The sequence below is a fragment of the Macrococcus brunensis genome, assembly GCF_022343725.1.
GTDB classification, from domain to species: Bacteria; Bacillota; Bacilli; order Staphylococcales; family Staphylococcaceae; genus Macrococcus; species Macrococcus brunensis.
Genome location: NZ_CP092179.1, coordinates 1,616,253 through 1,632,507, shown reverse-complemented (window position 1 = coordinate 1,632,507; position 16,255 = coordinate 1,616,253). Strand labels below are relative to the sequence as shown.

Sequence of the window (16,255 nt, the reverse complement as noted above, 5' to 3'; positions counted from 1 at the left end):
TTTAAGCTCCTATTCCTTCATATCTGCTTAAATTTTATGCTTTATTGAAATCTTAGTCAATGCAGGAGCGAGAATCCTACGCAGAAGACTTAAAAATGGTAAAATAGATAAGACTAAAAAGAATTTGAAGGAAGCTGAACGTATGTCGAAAGGAAATATACAAATCACAGAACAGACAGGCGCGTATGAATCACCCGCTGAGCTGTTCAAGGCCGCTGCCCGCTATAAGGGTGAGCGTTATTTCTATATGAATAAAGATAAAAGTGAATGGCTGATCGGTCTCGGACATGCTTATATGATTAAAGAGAAGAGCCGCAGTCCTGAACGGATCACAGAGCAGTTTCAGATACTGCTTGAGCAGACAAAAGAACCGCATCACATCCGCCTGTTTGGTGGGTTTCAGTTTGATGCGGGGAACAGTCCGTTATTTGACGAGTTTGGTCATAGCCATTTCATCTGGCCGAAGATTCAGATATTCTGCCAGAATAACCAGCTGACATACAGTTATACGGATATGACAGAAGAAGAAATCTTAAACTGGCGTTCAGTTAGCGAGGTCAAAGCGCCTGTCATTCAGTCTGTCAGCAATCAGAATGAAGAGCAGTTTCTTCGTAACGTTGCGACCGCAGTTGAAGCGATGAAAGCTGATCAATTTGACAAAGTCGTCTTATCGAGACAGAAGAAAGTGGTCATGAACGAGTCGGTTGACAGCGCGTGGCTGATCGAGCGTGGTCTGAAGAACGATGAATACAGTTATTTTCTACTGATGGAAGGGCAGAATAGCATCTTTGTATCACGTACACCGGAGCAGCTGGTTAAAGTCAAGGCGGACCAGCTGTCAACCAATGCGATTGCCGGTACGATGGCCAGAGGCTTTAACCATGCCGCTCAGAAATTATTGAGGGATGCTAAAAATCTAGTGGAGCATGATATTGTCGTCAAAAGCATCACAGCAGATATTGAGCCTTTTACAACTTGTATGAACGTCCCTGATTCACCGAAGATTATGACAAACCAGTTCGTCTATCATCTCTATACGCCGATTACGGCAAAAATAGAAAAGGGGAACGTGCTGAACATCAGCCAGGCGCTGCATCCGACACCGGCACTCGGTGGATTTCCGAAGCAGGCAGCAGCAGCATTTATTGAACAGGCAGAAGGAGATCGCGGCTTTTACGGTGCGCCTATGGGTTATGTGACAGCTGAATTTGAAGGTGAATTTATCGTTGCTATCCGCTCGATGCTTATCAAGGAAAACACTGCTGTTCTCTTTGCAGGCTGCGGAGTGGTAGCAGACAGTATACCTGAGTCTGAGCTCGATGAAACTGAAACTAAATTCAAGCCGATGCTGCAGCTATTAGGAGTGACAGAATGAAAAATGAAGCATTAACAAGACAAGTCTATCACCTGGTTAAACGACTTTATGATTACGGCGTAAGAGAAGTGGTGATTTCGCCCGGTTCCCGCTCGACCCCTCTAGCGATGGCCAGTGAAAGGCATCCGGAGTTAATCACATATATTCATCCTGATGAAAGAAGTGCTGCGTTTTTTGCGCTTGGTCTGATCAAGGCAACGGAAAGACCGGTAGCGATTATCTGTACTTCAGGGACAGCAGCGAGCAACTTCACACCCGCAATAACAGAAGCTTATATCAGTCAGCTGCCGCTTGTTGTCCTGACTGGTGACCGCCCGCATGAACTGAGAAATGTCGGAGCGCCTCAAGCAATCGATCAAGTGCGAATGTACTCAAACTTCGTCAAGTTCGACATCGATTTTCCGCTGGCTGATCTATACGAGGCACCTCATGATTTGATTGAGGCAACCATGCTGCAGGCTTCGCATTACTTTACAGGGTCTGACAGAGGACCAGTCCATTTCAATGTGCCGTTCCGTGAACCCCTGATTCCGGACTTGACTGCAGTCGAACTGCTGGCACCTGAACCGGTCATTACTTTTGAAGAAGAACGGACGGTGGATTTGAGTTCTCTCAGCGCGCTCTTTGCAGCAGGAAACGGCGTTATGGTTGTCGGCGACTGCCAGCATCAGAAACTTGACTATGTAATGGAAGTAGCTGAGCAGTTCAAGCTGCCGGTTCTTGCCGATGTGCTGAGTCAGCTTAGAGGGATTGAACATCCTCACCTCATCAGGACAGCAGATACACTATTTAAAAGTCAGCAGACGATCCGCCCGGATTATATTATTCGCGTCGGTAAGCCGGTTGTTTCGAAGCAGCTCAACCAGTGGCTGACGAAGCAGCTATGTCCGCAGATATTAGTGCAGGAGAAAAGTGAACCTGATACGTTTCCAGTCGTGCCACAGTACCACTTTAATATGCAGCCGGACGCCTATTTTAAATCCATGCTTAATCTTAAAGTAGATGTGAAAAACGATCTGGTAGTTAAGTTCCGGCAGTTAGACCATCTACTTTCTGAAGTTATTGAGTCGCATGTTGACACGGTTACAGACGAGGGGACAGCAGTCGCTAAACTGCTGCAGCAGATTCCTGATGATGAAGTGATTTTCTTTGGCAACAGTATGCCGATACGAGACGGTGATACGTTTATGCAGCGCGGTCGTGCTTATTGTAATCGTGGTGCCAACGGTATAGACGGAGTGGTCTCAACAGCGCTCGGCATGGCGGCACATCAGACAGTCAATCTCTTCATCGGCGATATTTCGATGTATCATGATATGAATGGGCTGATTATGCATAAGCTTGAACGCTCGAATATACGGGTGATCGTGCTGAATAATGATGGCGGCGGTATATTCAGCTACTTGCCGCAGCGTAAGGAGGAAGCACTGTTTGAGCGATTATATGGCACGCCGCTCGGTCTTGATTTCAGCCATGTCGCTGCATTATATGACCTGGAATATAAACTGGCAGATGAGAATATGAAGTTACCTGAAGAGACGCATGTGCTTTTCGAGGTCAGAACAGACCGGAATGCCAACTACGAGGCGCATCAGGACTTATATCTGAAAGCGAAGGCGGCACTCAATGAATAGCTTCTGGACAAGAGAGGGTCATGATACGCTTCTTGTCATGCTGCATGGCTTTATGGGTGACAGCCGTACTTATACTGAAGCAGTTCAGCGACTGCGCCATAAGACTGATATTTCAAGGATTGACCTGCCCGGTCATGGCGCTGACGAAAGTGATAGAACAGAGAAGTGGTCTTTTGACTGGATTGCTGAAAAATTGCATGCAATTATCCCGCGTGAAAACTATAAGCAGGTGCTACTTTATGGTTATTCTATGGGCGGCCGGATTGCCCTTTACTATGCATTGAAGCATCCGGTTCAAGGAATCATCCTGGAAAGTGCGTCACCTGGACTTAAGCTCGCTGAAGAACGGGAAGAACGAAAGCGAATAGATCAGGCACGCGGCGATAAAATTTTACTGGATTATGAGCAGTTCGTGCAGCACTGGGAGAACTTACCGCTCTTTAAGCCTGCAGTGCCCCTTAATCAAGCGCAACAGCAGAAACTCAGCACGATCAGAAGAAGTCAGGAACCGGCTGGTCTTAAGAAAGCACTTATGGACTACGGGACAGGCAGTCAGCCGAATTTATGGCCTGAACTAGCAGAGCTTAATTGTCCGGTGCTGCTGCTGACAGGCACACTGGACCAGAAATTTAAAACCATCAATATAGATATGGCACAGCGTATTAAAGACAGCCGGCACATCGAAGTGAGTGCAGGCCATTCAATTCATGTGGAACATCCCGAAATTTTTGATACAATAGTATTAGAATTCATTAAGGAGGCATATCATGTCTAGAGTCTGGGAAACAGTTAAAGAATACAAAGAAATTAAATATGAATACTTCGAGGGAATCGGTAAAATCACGATTAACCGTCCTCACGTTCGTAATGCATTCACACCTAACACAGTAATGGAAATGATCGATGCGTTTTCTCGTGCACGTGACGACCAGCGTATCGGTGTCATCATCTTAACAGGTGAAGGCGATATGGCATTCTGTTCTGGTGGTGACCAGAAAGTCCGCGGTCACGGTGGCTACGTAGGCGATGATAACATTCCACGTTTAAATGTACTTGATTTACAGCGTTTGATTCGTGTCATCCCTAAACCGGTTATCGCGATGGTTCGTGGTTATGCGATCGGTGGCGGACATGTCCTTCATATCGTCTGTGACTTAACAATTGCTGCTGACAATGCTCGTTTCGGTCAGACAGGTCCTAAAGTCGGTTCATTTGATGCAGGTTACGGTTCTGGTTACCTTGCTCGTATCGTCGGACATAAAAAAGCGCGTGAAATCTGGTACTTATGCCGCCAGTACAACGCACAGGAAGCGCTTGATATGGGCTTAGTCAATACAGTTGTACCTTTAGCTGATATTGAAGACGAGACAGTGAAATGGTGTAAAGAAATTCTTCAGCATTCACCAACAGCGCTTCGTTTCCTGAAAGCAGCAATGAATGCAGATACAGATGGATTAGCAGGTCTGCAGCAGTTTGCTGGTGACGCAACATTACTTTACTATACTTCAGATGAAGCGAAAGAAGGTCGTGACGCATTCAAAGAAAAACGTCAGCCGGACTTCGATCAGTTCCCTAAATTCCCATAAGTTCTATTTTACGCGTCTGCTTCTAAAGCATGCGCGTATTTTAAAGTTAAAGGAGAGAAGGTCAGTGCAACATAATTTAGTAAAACAAGCAAAAGAACGCCCGGACCACATTGCAGTGAAGTTTAATGAGAGTACACTGACCTTTGCCGAATTATATGAACAGGCAAGCGCTGTGAAAGATCAGCTCCTTGAAATGGAACTTCCCAGTCGGATTGCAGTTCAGCCGACGAACCAGCTGAATTCCGTTATTATCATGCACGCCATTGTACTTGCTCATATAGAGATGGTGCTGATCAATACGCATCTGACAGAATCAGAAGTAAAACGTCAGCTTGATTCTATTGGCGTCAGCATCATCATCACAGAGAACAACTACACATCGCTTAGCTGCATTATGCCTGAAACGTTATTTAAGGGAATGGCAGAACGCTCAGCAGTTACAACCTATAATCCCGAGGATATCATGTCCATCATGTTCACTTCAGGAACAACCGGTGTTCAAAAAGCCGTACCGCACACTTTCCTGAACCATGTTGCGAGTGCAGAACGCTGTAAAATCAGTTTTCCGTTTGACAGAGACTCTAAATGGCTGCTCGCTTTACCGCTCTACCACATTTCAGGACTCAGTGTGCTTGTAAGAAGTGTGATGGACGGCTTTACAATCGTACTGTTTGATAAATTTGATGCGAATGCCATCAATCAATCAATAGCTGAAGACGAAATTACACATATCTCACTCGTTCCGCAGACACTCGAGTGGTTACTGGAAGCAGGCCTTGAGCGCCATAAACTTGAAGGACTGTTGATCGGCGGGGCGAAGCTCGATGACCGTACACTCGAAGAATGTCTGAAACGGGACCTGCCTGTCTATACTTCATTCGGCATGACTGAAACCGCTTCGCAATTTATCACGGCATCACCTACCGATATGGTGAATCATCCGAATTCAGTCGGGCCTGTGACAGATGATATTAAAGTGGCGGCACCGCTGAACGGCGCTGGAGAGATACTGGTACGCGGTGACAACGTCATGAAGGGCTATCTTTACCCGGAAGGGGCGAACGACACGGCATTCAGCGGCGATTATTTTATGACTGGCGATGTCGGTCATATTAAAAATGGTTACCTTTATGTCTTAGACCGCCGGAAAGACCTGATTATATCAGGTGGTGAAAATATCTATCCGAGTGAAATTGAACAGCTCATCTTGAGTATTCCTGATATCAGTGCATGCTCTGTCGTCGGTATCCCGGATGCTAAATGGGGCGAGGTGCCTGCACTCGTCTATGAAAGTGACAGTGATCTGGACGCGAAGATAACAGAAACACTGCAAGAGATTGCGAAATATAAAAGACCGGTTCTCTATAAACGCATCAAGCAGCTGCACCGTACCAGCAATGGCAAGATTTCCAGACACCTCGTCAAAGAATGGCTGCTCGATGAAATTCAGTAATCTGCAGTACTATACTTTTGAGGCACCCTTTAAGTCACCGATCAAGACGGTGAAAGCAGACCTTGAGACGAGAAAAGTGCTGGTGATATCACTTGAGGTAGATGATCAGACTTATTTTGCAGAATCGAATGCGTTCGAAACAGACTGGTATCATGATGAGACAATAGATGTTGTTTATCAGTCTGTCGAGCGAATTTATAAACGGATTAAAGAAATTGAATGGCAGGATTACGCGGAACTCGGCGCATTGTTGGCTCCTTTTCAGAGTACACCGCATGCAATGGCACTGTTTGATTATATCGGCTGGCAAAGCCTGAATGAACGATCAGCGGTCACTGTGCCGTTAGGTTACACACTCCACAGTGGTCATTCTATGAATCTTGAGAATCGTGTGAAGATTAAGTGGAGTGAAGACGTAATAGATGTGGTTAAGAAGGTCAGAGCCACTTACCCTGATATCAATATTGCGATAGACGCAAACGGCAGCCTGGTCGTGGAAGACATTCCGACACTCGAAGCATTGATGGCGTATGATATCGATTATTTTGAGGAACCTTTCAGCGACTTCAGACTCTATGCTGACAACCAGCACCTGCCACTCGCGATAGATGAATCAGCATCAAGTATCGATCAGATTCTTAAATACTACGGAGCCGGTGTGAAGACTATCATCGCAAAATATGCGAGACTGGGTGGAGGCTATCCCATACTCGCGATTAAAGAAGCGATACCCGATCTCCGAGTGATTGTCGGCGGCATGTATGAGTATGGACTCAGTAAATACTTCACAGCGACGTTAGCGAGCACATGTGGCACCATCCCAGACGTCACGCCGCGTGGCACGTATTTTGCGGAAGATTATAGTGTATATGACGAACACGTAGAGAATGGCAAACTGACGATGACATTCCCGGAAGTAGATGCGAGTCGGTTAAATAAGCTTGATTAAAGCATTAATCCTAAAAAGATTAATGCTTTTTTATTTTGTCTCGCAAATTAAGTAAATAAGCGATAATATATCGTTATACGATATATAGATAAACGATATAAAGGATGACGATATGATTAATCAATCAGCATTAACAGAAAGTGTGTATTATATTTTGCTATCACTGGACGAACCACTTCACGGGTACGGCATTATACAGAACATAAAAATCCTTTCAAACAATCGCATTAATATGGCGGCAGGAACTTTATACGGCGCATTGAATAACTTGATTAAAAAGGACTGGATCGAACTTGTCAGTGAAGATGGTCCTAAAGGAAAAAAAGAATATGTTTTAACGCATCTGGGGCGAGAAGTGATTGAGGAAGAAATTCTAAGATTAAAAGAACTGAGCTTGAATGGCGAAAAATTCTTAAGAGGTGATGGTCGATGACTAAAGTAGTGCATAAATGGTTTTGGGTGCATAATTATCAGAAAGAAGAAGACTGGTTGAATGAGATGGCATCACAAGGCTATCGATTGGAAAAAGTCAGCTTTGGGAAGTATACATTTAAAGAAACTACAAAAGATGAGACGGTACGCATGGTCTTCATGGATCAAAACAAGGAAAACTTTATAGAGTTCATGAAAGATATGGATATTGAACATGTCGATACTTTATCTAACTGGGGCTACTTCCGAAAAGAAAATATTCCTGGAGAACCTAAGTTTGAAATGTTTTCGGATAATGAATCAAGAATTAAACATTTATCAAATATACTGAAGATGTTGCTTGTATTCTTGCTTATGAATTTATTTTCTGCTTATTCTAATTTAAGTATTTCTAAATTGCAATTACAAGTTAGCCACCCTGACAAATTTAGTTCATATAGAATCCTAGGGATTCACTTAGTATGTTCTCTTTGATTAGTTCCTTCAAAAACACTTCCATCGCTGACTGTCCATCTAGTATCATACGTGGATATCTGTTCATCCATTCCTGGATTTTGTGGACAGTAGAATCTGTTACGGTTGAAATGGGGATGCTCTTAGGAATATGCCGGCGAATAAATCTGTGCTGATTTTCTTTCGTACCTCTTTCCCAAGAGGCGTAGGGATGAGTGAAGTAAACTTCTGATAATCCCCCGAGGCATTCAGAAAGACCGCTGAATTCAGGTCCATTATCTGATGTAATGGATTTAAATATCTTAGGGAAAGCATCCCCAGTTTCCTTTATCAGACGGCGTAGTGCATTGACTACATGATAACTTTGTTTACCATCAATCTTTAAGATAAGTTCATATCGGCTTTTTCTCTCAACCATGGTGAGGAGTACCTGATCTTCCGCAGACTTCTGACCGACTACAGTATCTATCTCCCAATGTCCGAAGGTCGTGCGTGTATCCACTGCATGAGGTCGCAGCTCGATAGATTGACCCAGTACTTTTTTATTGATACGAGTAAAGCCTGTCGGCTTCTTAGTCTTAAGCTTCAATTTCATCAGGAGATTGATATTACGTGTCTTTATCAGTTTTCTGTCAATCCAGTTATAGAGTGTCTTGATGCAGGGTATGAATCTTTCCGGAAAAAGTTTAGCCTTTTTAGCCAGCATAATAACGGAAGCCGGAGACATCTCCTGATGTATCATCAGATTATCGGCCCATTCAACAAAGGGATTATCTGTAATAGGGAGAGGACGACGTCCCGACTTGATACGATTTTCAAAGTATCTATCCTGAGCAAGATCAGGTGAATAGACGCACTTGTAGTAGGTATAGGTCTTATTATTCTGTACCTGCTGGCTCTTTTGAGTGTAGGTGCCACGCTTCACTTCGTTATTGATGGTCTGCGGCGCTCTGCCAAGCTTGCCGGCTATTTGTCTGTTTGAATATCCTTCATTGATCAACGTCTGTATGATGATTCGTTCGTCTCTAGAAAGGTGTTTGCCCTTAACGGTTTTCGTGTTACCATTGATATGCGTCATACGAATTCATTCCTTTATTGTCGGTGTGAGAACTACAATATTAACATGAATTCGTCATGGCGTATTTTTTTTATAAATAATTAATGTCTCTTCCACCATAGATGGCTAACTTGATTGTATAACTTACCTAATTTAAGTATTGGTCAAAATACACCGAATACTTGGAGTTCAATCGTGGGTATCCTATCATTATGTGTTACGCTTTTCATTGGACTTGTTTCATATAAAATGTACTTGAATATTAGAAAACTGAAAGAAAACAATAGAGTACAGTATTGATAAAATAAAACCACTCGATATTGAGTGGTTTTTAATGTTTATGCTCTTCTTTCGGCGGTACTGGATCGAAGCCGCCTGGATGGAATGGATGACATTTTAATATCCGTTTTGTTGTCAGATAGCTGCCCTTTAATGCGCCATGTGTCTCGATGGCTTCCATGCCGTACTGCGAGCATGTAGGGTGAAAACGACAGGTGGGCGGTGTCATCGGCGAGATATAGCTGCGGTAGAAACGGATGATGGCGAGCAGGATTTGTTTCATTTTAGTTCTCCTTCTAAGTCGTGTTTCATTAATTATAGAGCAGTTGCATGCACTTTTCAGTTCTAATGCTTACTATGATAAACTAAAGAAAAGACTGAGTGTGAGGTAAGACGATGGAATTTAAGGATGTTGAAGGGAATACAGTAGTTTTGAAGACAGATGAACCTGTACATCATCATGTATTGATCATCCCTTTTGTAGACAATCAATATTTACTGACAAAGCATAAAGAGCGTGGCATTGAATTTCCAGGTGGCAAAAGAGAGAAAGGGGAGTCGTCTATAGAAGCGGCACATCGTGAATTATTTGAGGAAACCGGTGCTGTTGGGAATTTACAGTATGTAACGAGTTATACTGTAATGACGGAAAAACCATTTACAAAAGATGTTTTTAAAGCTGAAATTACTGGAATCAATGGACAGACGTATTATCATGAGACGGATGGTCCGGTCATTGTCGATTCACTTGATGAAGTAGCGGAATCTGAAAAGAGCCGCCTTCTGATGGATGATTGTATCCAATATATCGTTCGGGAGATGATGTAATGTGGCTCAGTAAAACACGAGTAGCAGCAGATTATTTTGACAGGGGATTTTATGAAGTGACTTATCAGTCTGATGATCTGGAAGTGACCGCGATGCTTCTTGACCATTCTGCACCTGAACGCATCGTTATTTATCTGCGCGGGGGGAAGGGGGGCGTCGGCATGGTAAGACCCGTGCGTCTCATGCAGTTTGCGAATAGTCAGACGCTAGTAGTAGGACCTTATTACCGCGGGACAAAAGGACAGGGAAAAGATGAGTTTGGTGGTGCTGACCTGGAAGATGTCCGCGCGCTAGTCCGGGAACTTAGAAGACAGTATGGTGACCTGCCTATTCATCTAATTGGCTTCTCAAGAGGGGGTATCCAAGGACTTCTGACTTATCAGGATGTTGGTGCGACTTCATTTATTTCGTGGGGCGGAGTCAGTGATATCTACTATATGTACGAAGAACGACCTGATTTGAGAGGCATGATGAAACGACTGATTGGGAAACCGGATGTTGATCATGAGGGCTATAATAAGCGTAACGGCTATATGCATGTGACTGAAGACAGCCCGCCTGTCATGATTATTCATGGTACCGATGATATGCAGGTAGGAATTGAACACGCTTATATACTGGAGAAGAGATTGAAGGAACTCGATGTCCCATATGAGCTGCATATTTATGAAGGAGAAGGTCATGTTTTTACTCCGCCGAATGAACGAGATATTTTAGGAAAGATTCAAGAGTGGATGAATAAGGTGGAACAGAATAGAAAAACTTAATTGCACCAAGTCTCGAGGAAAGCTGGTGCAAAAACAGGTAATTGCACCAAGTCCGACGGAAAGCTGGTGCAAAAACAGATAATTGCACCAATTCTCGAGGAAAGCTGGTGCAAAAAAACAGATAATTGCACCAAGCCTCAGTCAATCCTCGCAAAAAAAATCCCCTTCGCTGCATCGAGCAGTGAAGGGGATTTTGATATATTATCCGCGGTATTTGAAGCCGCCTTTTTCTTCTATTTCAGGTGATTCGAACTGCTTGAAGTTCTCCTGGAACATTTTTGCAAGTTTTGTTGCTGTTTCGTCGTAAGCATCGTCTGATACCCATGTATTACGAGGCATTAATAGCTCAGATGGCACGCCAGGGACTGTTTTAGGAATGTTTAAGCCGAAAATATCGTCTTGTACGTATTCTACATCTTCAAGGCCGCCGCTGATCGCACGACGAATCATTGAACGTGTATATTTAAGGTTCATACGGCTACCGACACCATATTCCCCGCCTGTCCAGCCAGTGTTGACGAGGTATACTTTAACGCCGTGCTTGTCTATCAGGTCACCTAACATGTTCGCGTAAACCGTTGCATGCAGTGGTAAGAATGGTGAACCGAAGCATGTTGAGAATACAGGTTGCGGACTTGTTACACCGCGCTCAGTACCGGCAAGTTTAGATGTGAATCCACTTAAGAAATGATACATTGACTGTTCTTTTGTCAATTTAGAGATCGGAGGAAGGACACCGAACGCATCTGCTGTTAAGAAGATGATTGTTTTTGCATGTCCTGCATAAGACGGCAGAACGATATTATCGATGTTTTCAATCGGATAAGCGGCACGTGTGTTTTCTGTCAGTGACTTGTCAGAGTAATCAGGTGTACCGTCTTCTTCTAATTTAACGTTCTCTAAAATTGCACCGTAACGGATAGCATCGTAGATCTGAGGTTCTTTCTCACGTGTTAAGTTGATTGTTTTCGCATAGCAGCCACCCTCGATGTTAAAGACGCCTTCATCGTTCCAGCCATGCTCATCATCACCAATCAGTTTACGCTGAGGGTCTGCTGACAATGTTGTTTTACCTGTTCCTGATAAACCGAAGAACAAGGCAACATCTTTATTTTCACCGACGTTTGCTGAACAGTGCATGCTCATGATGCCTTGAACCGGTAAATAGTAATTCATGACACCGAAAATTCCTTTTTTCATTTCGCCGGCATATTCAGTACCACCAATTAAGATGATTTTATGTTTGAAGCTTGTGATGATGAATGTTTCTGATTTTGTGCCATCTACTGCTGGATCTGCTTTGAAATGAGGCGCAGAGATAATGGTGAATTCCGGATCAATAGCAAGTCCTTCTTCTTTTGTTTCAGGACGGATGAACATGGTACGGGCGAACATATTATGCCAGGCGAGTTCATTGATAACCTGTAATTTTAACTGTGACGCTTTGCTTGCCCCTGCATAGCCGTTAAAAACATATACTTTTTCTTTTTCATTTAAGTAGTTCAGCACTTTATCGACTAATTTCAGGAAGACTTCTTCTTCAATCGGCTGGTTGACAGCACCCCAGTCAATTTTATCTTCTGTATCTGCCTCGCGTACGATAAAGCGGTCTTTTGGTGAACGACCTGTATATTTACCTGTTTCAGTACGCACAGCACCTGATTCAGTTAATTCGCCTTCGTTATTCAGAATGATTTCATTTATCAGCTGCGTACGTGATAACTGTTTTAACGTAGACGGTTTTTCCAGCAGTTGTCTGACTTCTGCCGTGTAATTTGCACTCATAAAATAATCCCCCATTTATTGATTGATATGCTGATGTAAGCATTTTCACTCATAAGTATAGCATAATGAAAATTATATGCCATCTCACATATTTAATGTTTGAAAATTCATAAAAATAATTCATTTTGAGATTTAAGTTAAACATGTTGACGGTTTACACAAAGTTTAGTATTATCTTACTTGCGGATTCTCTTATCCAGAGTGGTGGAGGGACATGGACCCTTTGAAGCCCAGCAACCTTTTAAGTAAGGTGCCAAACCGTTTGCAGAGTTATTCTGAACGATAAGAGTGAATGGACTTGTATTTTCGAGCCTTTCTCTCTTAACTGTAGGGAAAGGCTTTTTTCTATGGATTGAACCGTAATCATATATATAAAAGGAGAAATTATCTATGACAGATCGTAAATTATTTACTTCTGAATCAGTAACAGAAGGACATCCGGATAAAATTGCAGACCAGATTTCTGACGCAATCTTAGACGCTATTCTTACAGGAGACCCTAAAGCACGTGTGGCATGTGAGACATCAGTCACTACAGGTATGGCATTAATCGCCGGCGAAATCACAACTTCTACTTATGTTGATATCCCGAAAGTCGTACGTGAAACAGTTAAAGAAATCGGTTATACGCGTGCTAAATTCGGTTATGACTTCCAGACGATGGCTGTTTTAACAGCAATCGATGAACAGTCTCCTGATATCGCACAAGGTGTTGACCGTGCGCTTGAAGACCGTGAAGACTTATCTGATTCAGATATCGAATCAATCGGTGCGGGTGACCAAGGATTAATGTTTGGTTTCGCATGTAATGAAACAGAGAGCTTAATGCCTCTTCCAATCTCTTTATCTCATGAACTTGCGCGTCGTTTAACAGAAGTGCGTAAGAACGGCACGCTTGATTACTTACGTCCGGACGGTAAAACACAGGTTACTGTTGAGTATGACGAGAACAACAAACCTAAACGCGTCGATACAATCGTTATCTCTTCTCAGCACCACGAGAAAATTGAGCTTGAGCAGATTCAGGCGGATATTAAAGAACACGTTATCAAACCTGTCGTACCAGCTGATCTGATCGACGAAGAAACAAAATACTTCATCAACCCGACTGGCCGTTTCGTTATCGGTGGACCTCAAGGGGATGCTGGTTTAACAGGCCGTAAGATTATTGTTGATACTTATGGTGGCTATGCACGTCACGGTGGCGGTGCATTCTCTGGTAAGGATGCGACGAAAGTTGACCGTTCAGGCGCTTACGCAGCACGTTACGTAGCGAAGAACATCGTCGCAGCTGGTCTTGCAGATAAAGCAGAAGTACAGCTTGCTTATGCGATTGGTGTGGCACATCCAGTGTCAATTTCAGTTGATACATTCGGTACGAGCGAGTATTCTGAAGTGGAACTTGTAGAAGCAGTCCGCAGCACATTCGACTTACGTCCAGCAGGTATCATCAAGATGCTTGACCTCCGTCGTCCAATCTATAAACAGACAGCGGCTTACGGTCACTTCGGCCGTACAGATGTACAGTTACCATGGGAACAGACCGATAAAGTAGAGGCACTGAAATCTGCTTTAGCAAAATAATAGCGTATAATGAAGACAGGAAGCACAGGCTTCCTGTCTATTTTTGTGAAATGAGGAACTGATATGAATCAGATTAAAGTGTATGACTACATAAAAGTAAAGAACCATGTCAGACAGCTCTTAAGAATTTATAAGACAAATGATCTTAGAACGAATAAGGCAGAACAGGAGCGGTTGCTTGACGAAATAGAGGCAGTCTTCTCAGTACACGACATCGATGTTAAAGAAGAAGTTATGAAACTAGATGATAAACAGTTGTCTAAAGCGAAGGCAGAACAAGTGCTGCATCATTTAAAACAATATGTGGAACCTTTCGAGATGCCTTCGCAGAATGAGATGGAACGGTTATTCAAGAAAGTGAAGAAACTGAAAGTGCCGAATCCTGAAACAATCGACACACAGCTCATCAGCTATATCGGCTGGAACGATGTTTCAGCGCATCGCAAATTCATCATTTATAAAGACCAGGATGAGCAGCTACATGGGATCTACGGTGAACTTTCACCGACTAAAGTAAAAGGTTTCTGCAAAATCTGCAACAAAGAATCAGACGTTTCATTGTTCTTGAACAAGACGAAAGCATCCGCTGACGGCACTTATACAAAAAAAGGGGATTACATCTGTCATCACAGCGAAGTCTGTAATGATAATCTGGATGATATCCAGCATCTTTATGATTTTGTCGATCACATTTCAAAATAAAAAAGGAGGCGAAAGCCTCCTTTTGAATTATTCCTGTTCGTCAGCAGCGTCTTCTACAGATTCAGCAGAATCTTCCACTGAATCGTTTTCAGTGTTATCTTCAACTTCTTCAGCTGAGTCTTCTGTTTTTTCTGCTTGATTTTCTTCTGCACTGTCACAAGCACCGAGTAATAAAGCAGAAGCAAATGCACCTGTCAGTAAGAACTTCTTATAGTTTGTCATGAAATTGGCTCCTATCATAAAGTTTTCCTCAGGTGAGGTTAATCATCCATACCCATCTGGTGTAAAACTAAACTTTAAAATAACAGAAGAAATTTTAAAGCGAAAGTCTATATGAATTTATATATGAAAATTACTGAAGTTCCCGCTAAACTTCTTTATAATATGAGTAAGACACTAAAGAAGGAGAAGATATATGAACTTATCTGAATTAACACCCCTGCATTACGGGCTGATTGCGCTTGCTGTACTGGCATTGATTTTCCTTGTGCTGTGGTTGATGGCAAACTCTAAACGTAAACGTGACCAGGAAGAACTGGCAGCACGCCATGAATCAGAGCGTCAGTCTCTGACTACTTCACTCGAAGAACAGGCGGCTAAAGAAAAAGCAGCGCAGGCTGAGGCTTTTGACGCTGAACGTCAAGAATTGAACAATAAACTGTCAGAGAAAGCAACACAGATTGATAGTCTGAAGCTGCTGACAAAAGATGGCGGTGAATATTTGACGGACTTCACGCTGATTCAACTGAAAGACCGTCTTGTGCGCAATGAACGCATTCGTCCGGAAGATATGCATGTACTTGCCAATATCTTTCTGCCTGGCCGTGATTTAAAACGGACAGAGCGCCTTGCCCATCTTGTGATGACACGTACAGGTGTCTATTTACTAGAGTCTCATTACTGGAAAGGCCATATCTATCATGGTGTGGACCAGTCACAGTTTTCAGTTGACCCAATGTTTGAGCATGTATTCAGTCTGCTTGACCTGGATAAATATATCGAACAGACCATCGCAATGGAGCGTGATGCAGAACGTGATGTGGTCTACTTCAAATCACTGAACCATAATATCGAAGATTTAAAACGTCGAGCAGAGCTGCTGCAGGAAACACTGCATCTGCAATACCCGGTAACGCCTATCATGTATTTCAATAAAGAGGGCCATGACGCGGGCACGATGGATAACTATTCCCGTGATAAAAATGTTAAAGTCATCGTCGGTGAAGACGAGTTAGAAACATTCTTTGAGAAATATGTCTTCCACGGTCGCTTCCAGTATTCTGTCGAAGAACTGGCACATATGCTGGATGAAATAGAACGATTTAACCCATAAAACAAGGCGGTCCTTCTGACCGCCTTGTTTTATTATGG

General features: G+C 43.1%; 17 protein-coding genes and 1 riboswitch. Of the genes, 13 read left to right on the top strand and 4 right to left on the bottom strand.

The window, feature by feature from the left end; genetic code table 11:
* Positions 1 to 142: 142 nt before the first annotated feature.
* From MGG13_RS08475 to MGG13_RS08440, 8 genes are all read left to right on the top strand, one after another.
* On the top strand, positions 143 to 1,375 hold the full coding sequence (locus MGG13_RS08475) for an isochorismate synthase (RefSeq protein ID WP_239034605.1): 1,233 nt from the start codon (positions 143 to 145) through the stop codon (positions 1,373 to 1,375).
* On the top strand, positions 1,372 to 3,009 hold the full coding sequence (menD, locus tag MGG13_RS08470) for a 2-succinyl-5-enolpyruvyl-6-hydroxy-3-cyclohexene-1-carboxylic-acid synthase (protein ID WP_239034604.1): 1,638 nt from the start codon (positions 1,372 to 1,374) through the stop codon (positions 3,007 to 3,009). The genes MGG13_RS08475 and menD overlap by 4 nt, the downstream gene beginning before the upstream one ends.
* Positions 3,002 to 3,784 carry a 2-succinyl-6-hydroxy-2,4-cyclohexadiene-1-carboxylate synthase gene (gene menH, locus MGG13_RS08465; protein ID WP_239034603.1) on the top strand — a complete coding sequence of 261 codons (783 nt, stop codon included), beginning with the start codon at positions 3,002 to 3,004 and terminating at the stop codon, positions 3,782 to 3,784. Before menD ends, menH begins: the two co-directional genes overlap by 8 nt.
* On the top strand, positions 3,774 to 4,595 hold the full coding sequence (gene menB / locus MGG13_RS08460) for a 1,4-dihydroxy-2-naphthoyl-CoA synthase (RefSeq protein ID WP_239035704.1): 822 nt from the start codon (positions 3,774 to 3,776) through the stop codon (positions 4,593 to 4,595). The genes menH and menB overlap by 11 nt, the downstream gene beginning before the upstream one ends.
* 64 nt (positions 4,596 to 4,659) lie before the next feature.
* Complete coding sequence (gene menE, locus MGG13_RS08455) at positions 4,660 to 6,048, top strand: o-succinylbenzoate--CoA ligase (RefSeq protein WP_239034602.1); 1,389 nt, start codon at positions 4,660 to 4,662, stop codon at positions 6,046 to 6,048.
* Complete coding sequence (locus MGG13_RS08450; protein ID WP_239034601.1) at positions 5,993 to 6,997, top strand: enolase C-terminal domain-like protein; 1,005 nt, start codon at positions 5,993 to 5,995, stop codon at positions 6,995 to 6,997. Before menE ends, MGG13_RS08450 begins: the two co-directional genes overlap by 56 nt.
* A gap of 112 nt (positions 6,998 to 7,109) precedes the next feature.
* On the top strand, positions 7,110 to 7,430 hold the full coding sequence (locus MGG13_RS08445; RefSeq protein ID WP_239034600.1) for a PadR family transcriptional regulator: 321 nt from the start codon (positions 7,110 to 7,112) through the stop codon (positions 7,428 to 7,430).
* Positions 7,427 to 7,903 carry a DUF2812 domain-containing protein gene (locus tag MGG13_RS08440; protein ID WP_239034599.1) on the top strand — a complete coding sequence of 159 codons (477 nt, stop codon included), beginning with the start codon at positions 7,427 to 7,429 and terminating at the stop codon, positions 7,901 to 7,903. The genes MGG13_RS08445 and MGG13_RS08440 overlap by 4 nt, the downstream gene beginning before the upstream one ends.
* On the opposite strand, the gene MGG13_RS08435 is transcribed toward MGG13_RS08440, so the two are convergent.
* Both MGG13_RS08435 and yidD read right to left on the bottom strand, forming a co-directional pair.
* The gene (locus tag MGG13_RS08435) at positions 7,857 to 8,960 is read right to left on the bottom strand and encodes an IS30 family transposase (protein WP_239034581.1); all 1,104 of its coding nucleotides are present in this window, start codon (positions 8,958 to 8,960) and stop codon (positions 7,857 to 7,859) included. The two genes, MGG13_RS08440 and MGG13_RS08435, sit on opposite strands and share 47 nt — an antisense overlap.
* Positions 8,961 to 9,270: 310 nt before the next feature.
* Positions 9,271 to 9,501 (bottom strand): membrane protein insertion efficiency factor YidD, encoded by a 231-nt coding sequence (gene yidD, locus MGG13_RS08430; protein WP_239034598.1) that lies wholly within the window; start codon positions 9,499 to 9,501, stop codon positions 9,271 to 9,273.
* Between the two features lie 113 nt (positions 9,502 to 9,614).
* Between yidD and MGG13_RS08425 the strand changes: the two genes are divergently transcribed.
* Together MGG13_RS08425 and MGG13_RS08420 are read left to right on the top strand one after the other, a co-directional pair.
* Complete coding sequence (locus tag MGG13_RS08425; RefSeq protein WP_239034597.1) at positions 9,615 to 10,046, top strand: NUDIX domain-containing protein; 432 nt, start codon at positions 9,615 to 9,617, stop codon at positions 10,044 to 10,046.
* Positions 10,046 to 10,813 carry an alpha/beta hydrolase family protein gene (locus MGG13_RS08420; protein WP_239034596.1) on the top strand — a complete coding sequence of 256 codons (768 nt, stop codon included), beginning with the start codon at positions 10,046 to 10,048 and terminating at the stop codon, positions 10,811 to 10,813. Before MGG13_RS08425 ends, MGG13_RS08420 begins: the two co-directional genes overlap by 1 nt.
* A gap of 201 nt (positions 10,814 to 11,014) precedes the next feature.
* On the opposite strand, the gene pckA is transcribed toward MGG13_RS08420, so the two are convergent.
* On the bottom strand, positions 11,015 to 12,598 hold the full coding sequence (pckA, locus tag MGG13_RS08415) for a phosphoenolpyruvate carboxykinase (ATP) (RefSeq protein ID WP_239034595.1): 1,584 nt from the start codon (positions 12,596 to 12,598) through the stop codon (positions 11,015 to 11,017).
* 189 nt (positions 12,599 to 12,787) lie between these two features.
* Positions 12,788 to 12,887, top strand: a riboswitch (SAM riboswitch).
* A 101-nt stretch (positions 12,888 to 12,988) separates the two neighbouring features.
* On the opposite strand from pckA, the gene metK reads away from it, so the two are divergent.
* Both metK and MGG13_RS08405 read left to right on the top strand, forming a co-directional pair.
* Positions 12,989 to 14,182, top strand: a complete 1,194-nt coding sequence (gene metK / locus MGG13_RS08410; RefSeq protein ID WP_239034594.1) for a methionine adenosyltransferase — start codon at positions 12,989 to 12,991, stop codon at positions 14,180 to 14,182.
* 63 nt (positions 14,183 to 14,245) lie between these two features.
* On the top strand, positions 14,246 to 14,884 hold the full coding sequence (locus MGG13_RS08405) for a FusB/FusC family EF-G-binding protein (RefSeq protein WP_133431270.1): 639 nt from the start codon (positions 14,246 to 14,248) through the stop codon (positions 14,882 to 14,884).
* Between the two features lie 27 nt (positions 14,885 to 14,911).
* Here the strand turns inward: MGG13_RS08405 and MGG13_RS08400 are convergent, their stop codons facing one another.
* Positions 14,912 to 15,106, bottom strand: coding sequence for a hypothetical protein (locus MGG13_RS08400; RefSeq protein WP_133431269.1), 195 nt, complete (start codon positions 15,104 to 15,106; stop codon positions 14,912 to 14,914).
* A 193-nt stretch (positions 15,107 to 15,299) separates the two neighbouring features.
* Between MGG13_RS08400 and MGG13_RS08395 the strand changes: the two genes are divergently transcribed.
* The gene (locus tag MGG13_RS08395) at positions 15,300 to 16,217 is read left to right on the top strand and encodes a nuclease-related domain-containing protein (protein WP_133431268.1); all 918 of its coding nucleotides are present in this window, start codon (positions 15,300 to 15,302) and stop codon (positions 16,215 to 16,217) included.
* Positions 16,218 to 16,255: the final 38 nt, after the last annotated feature.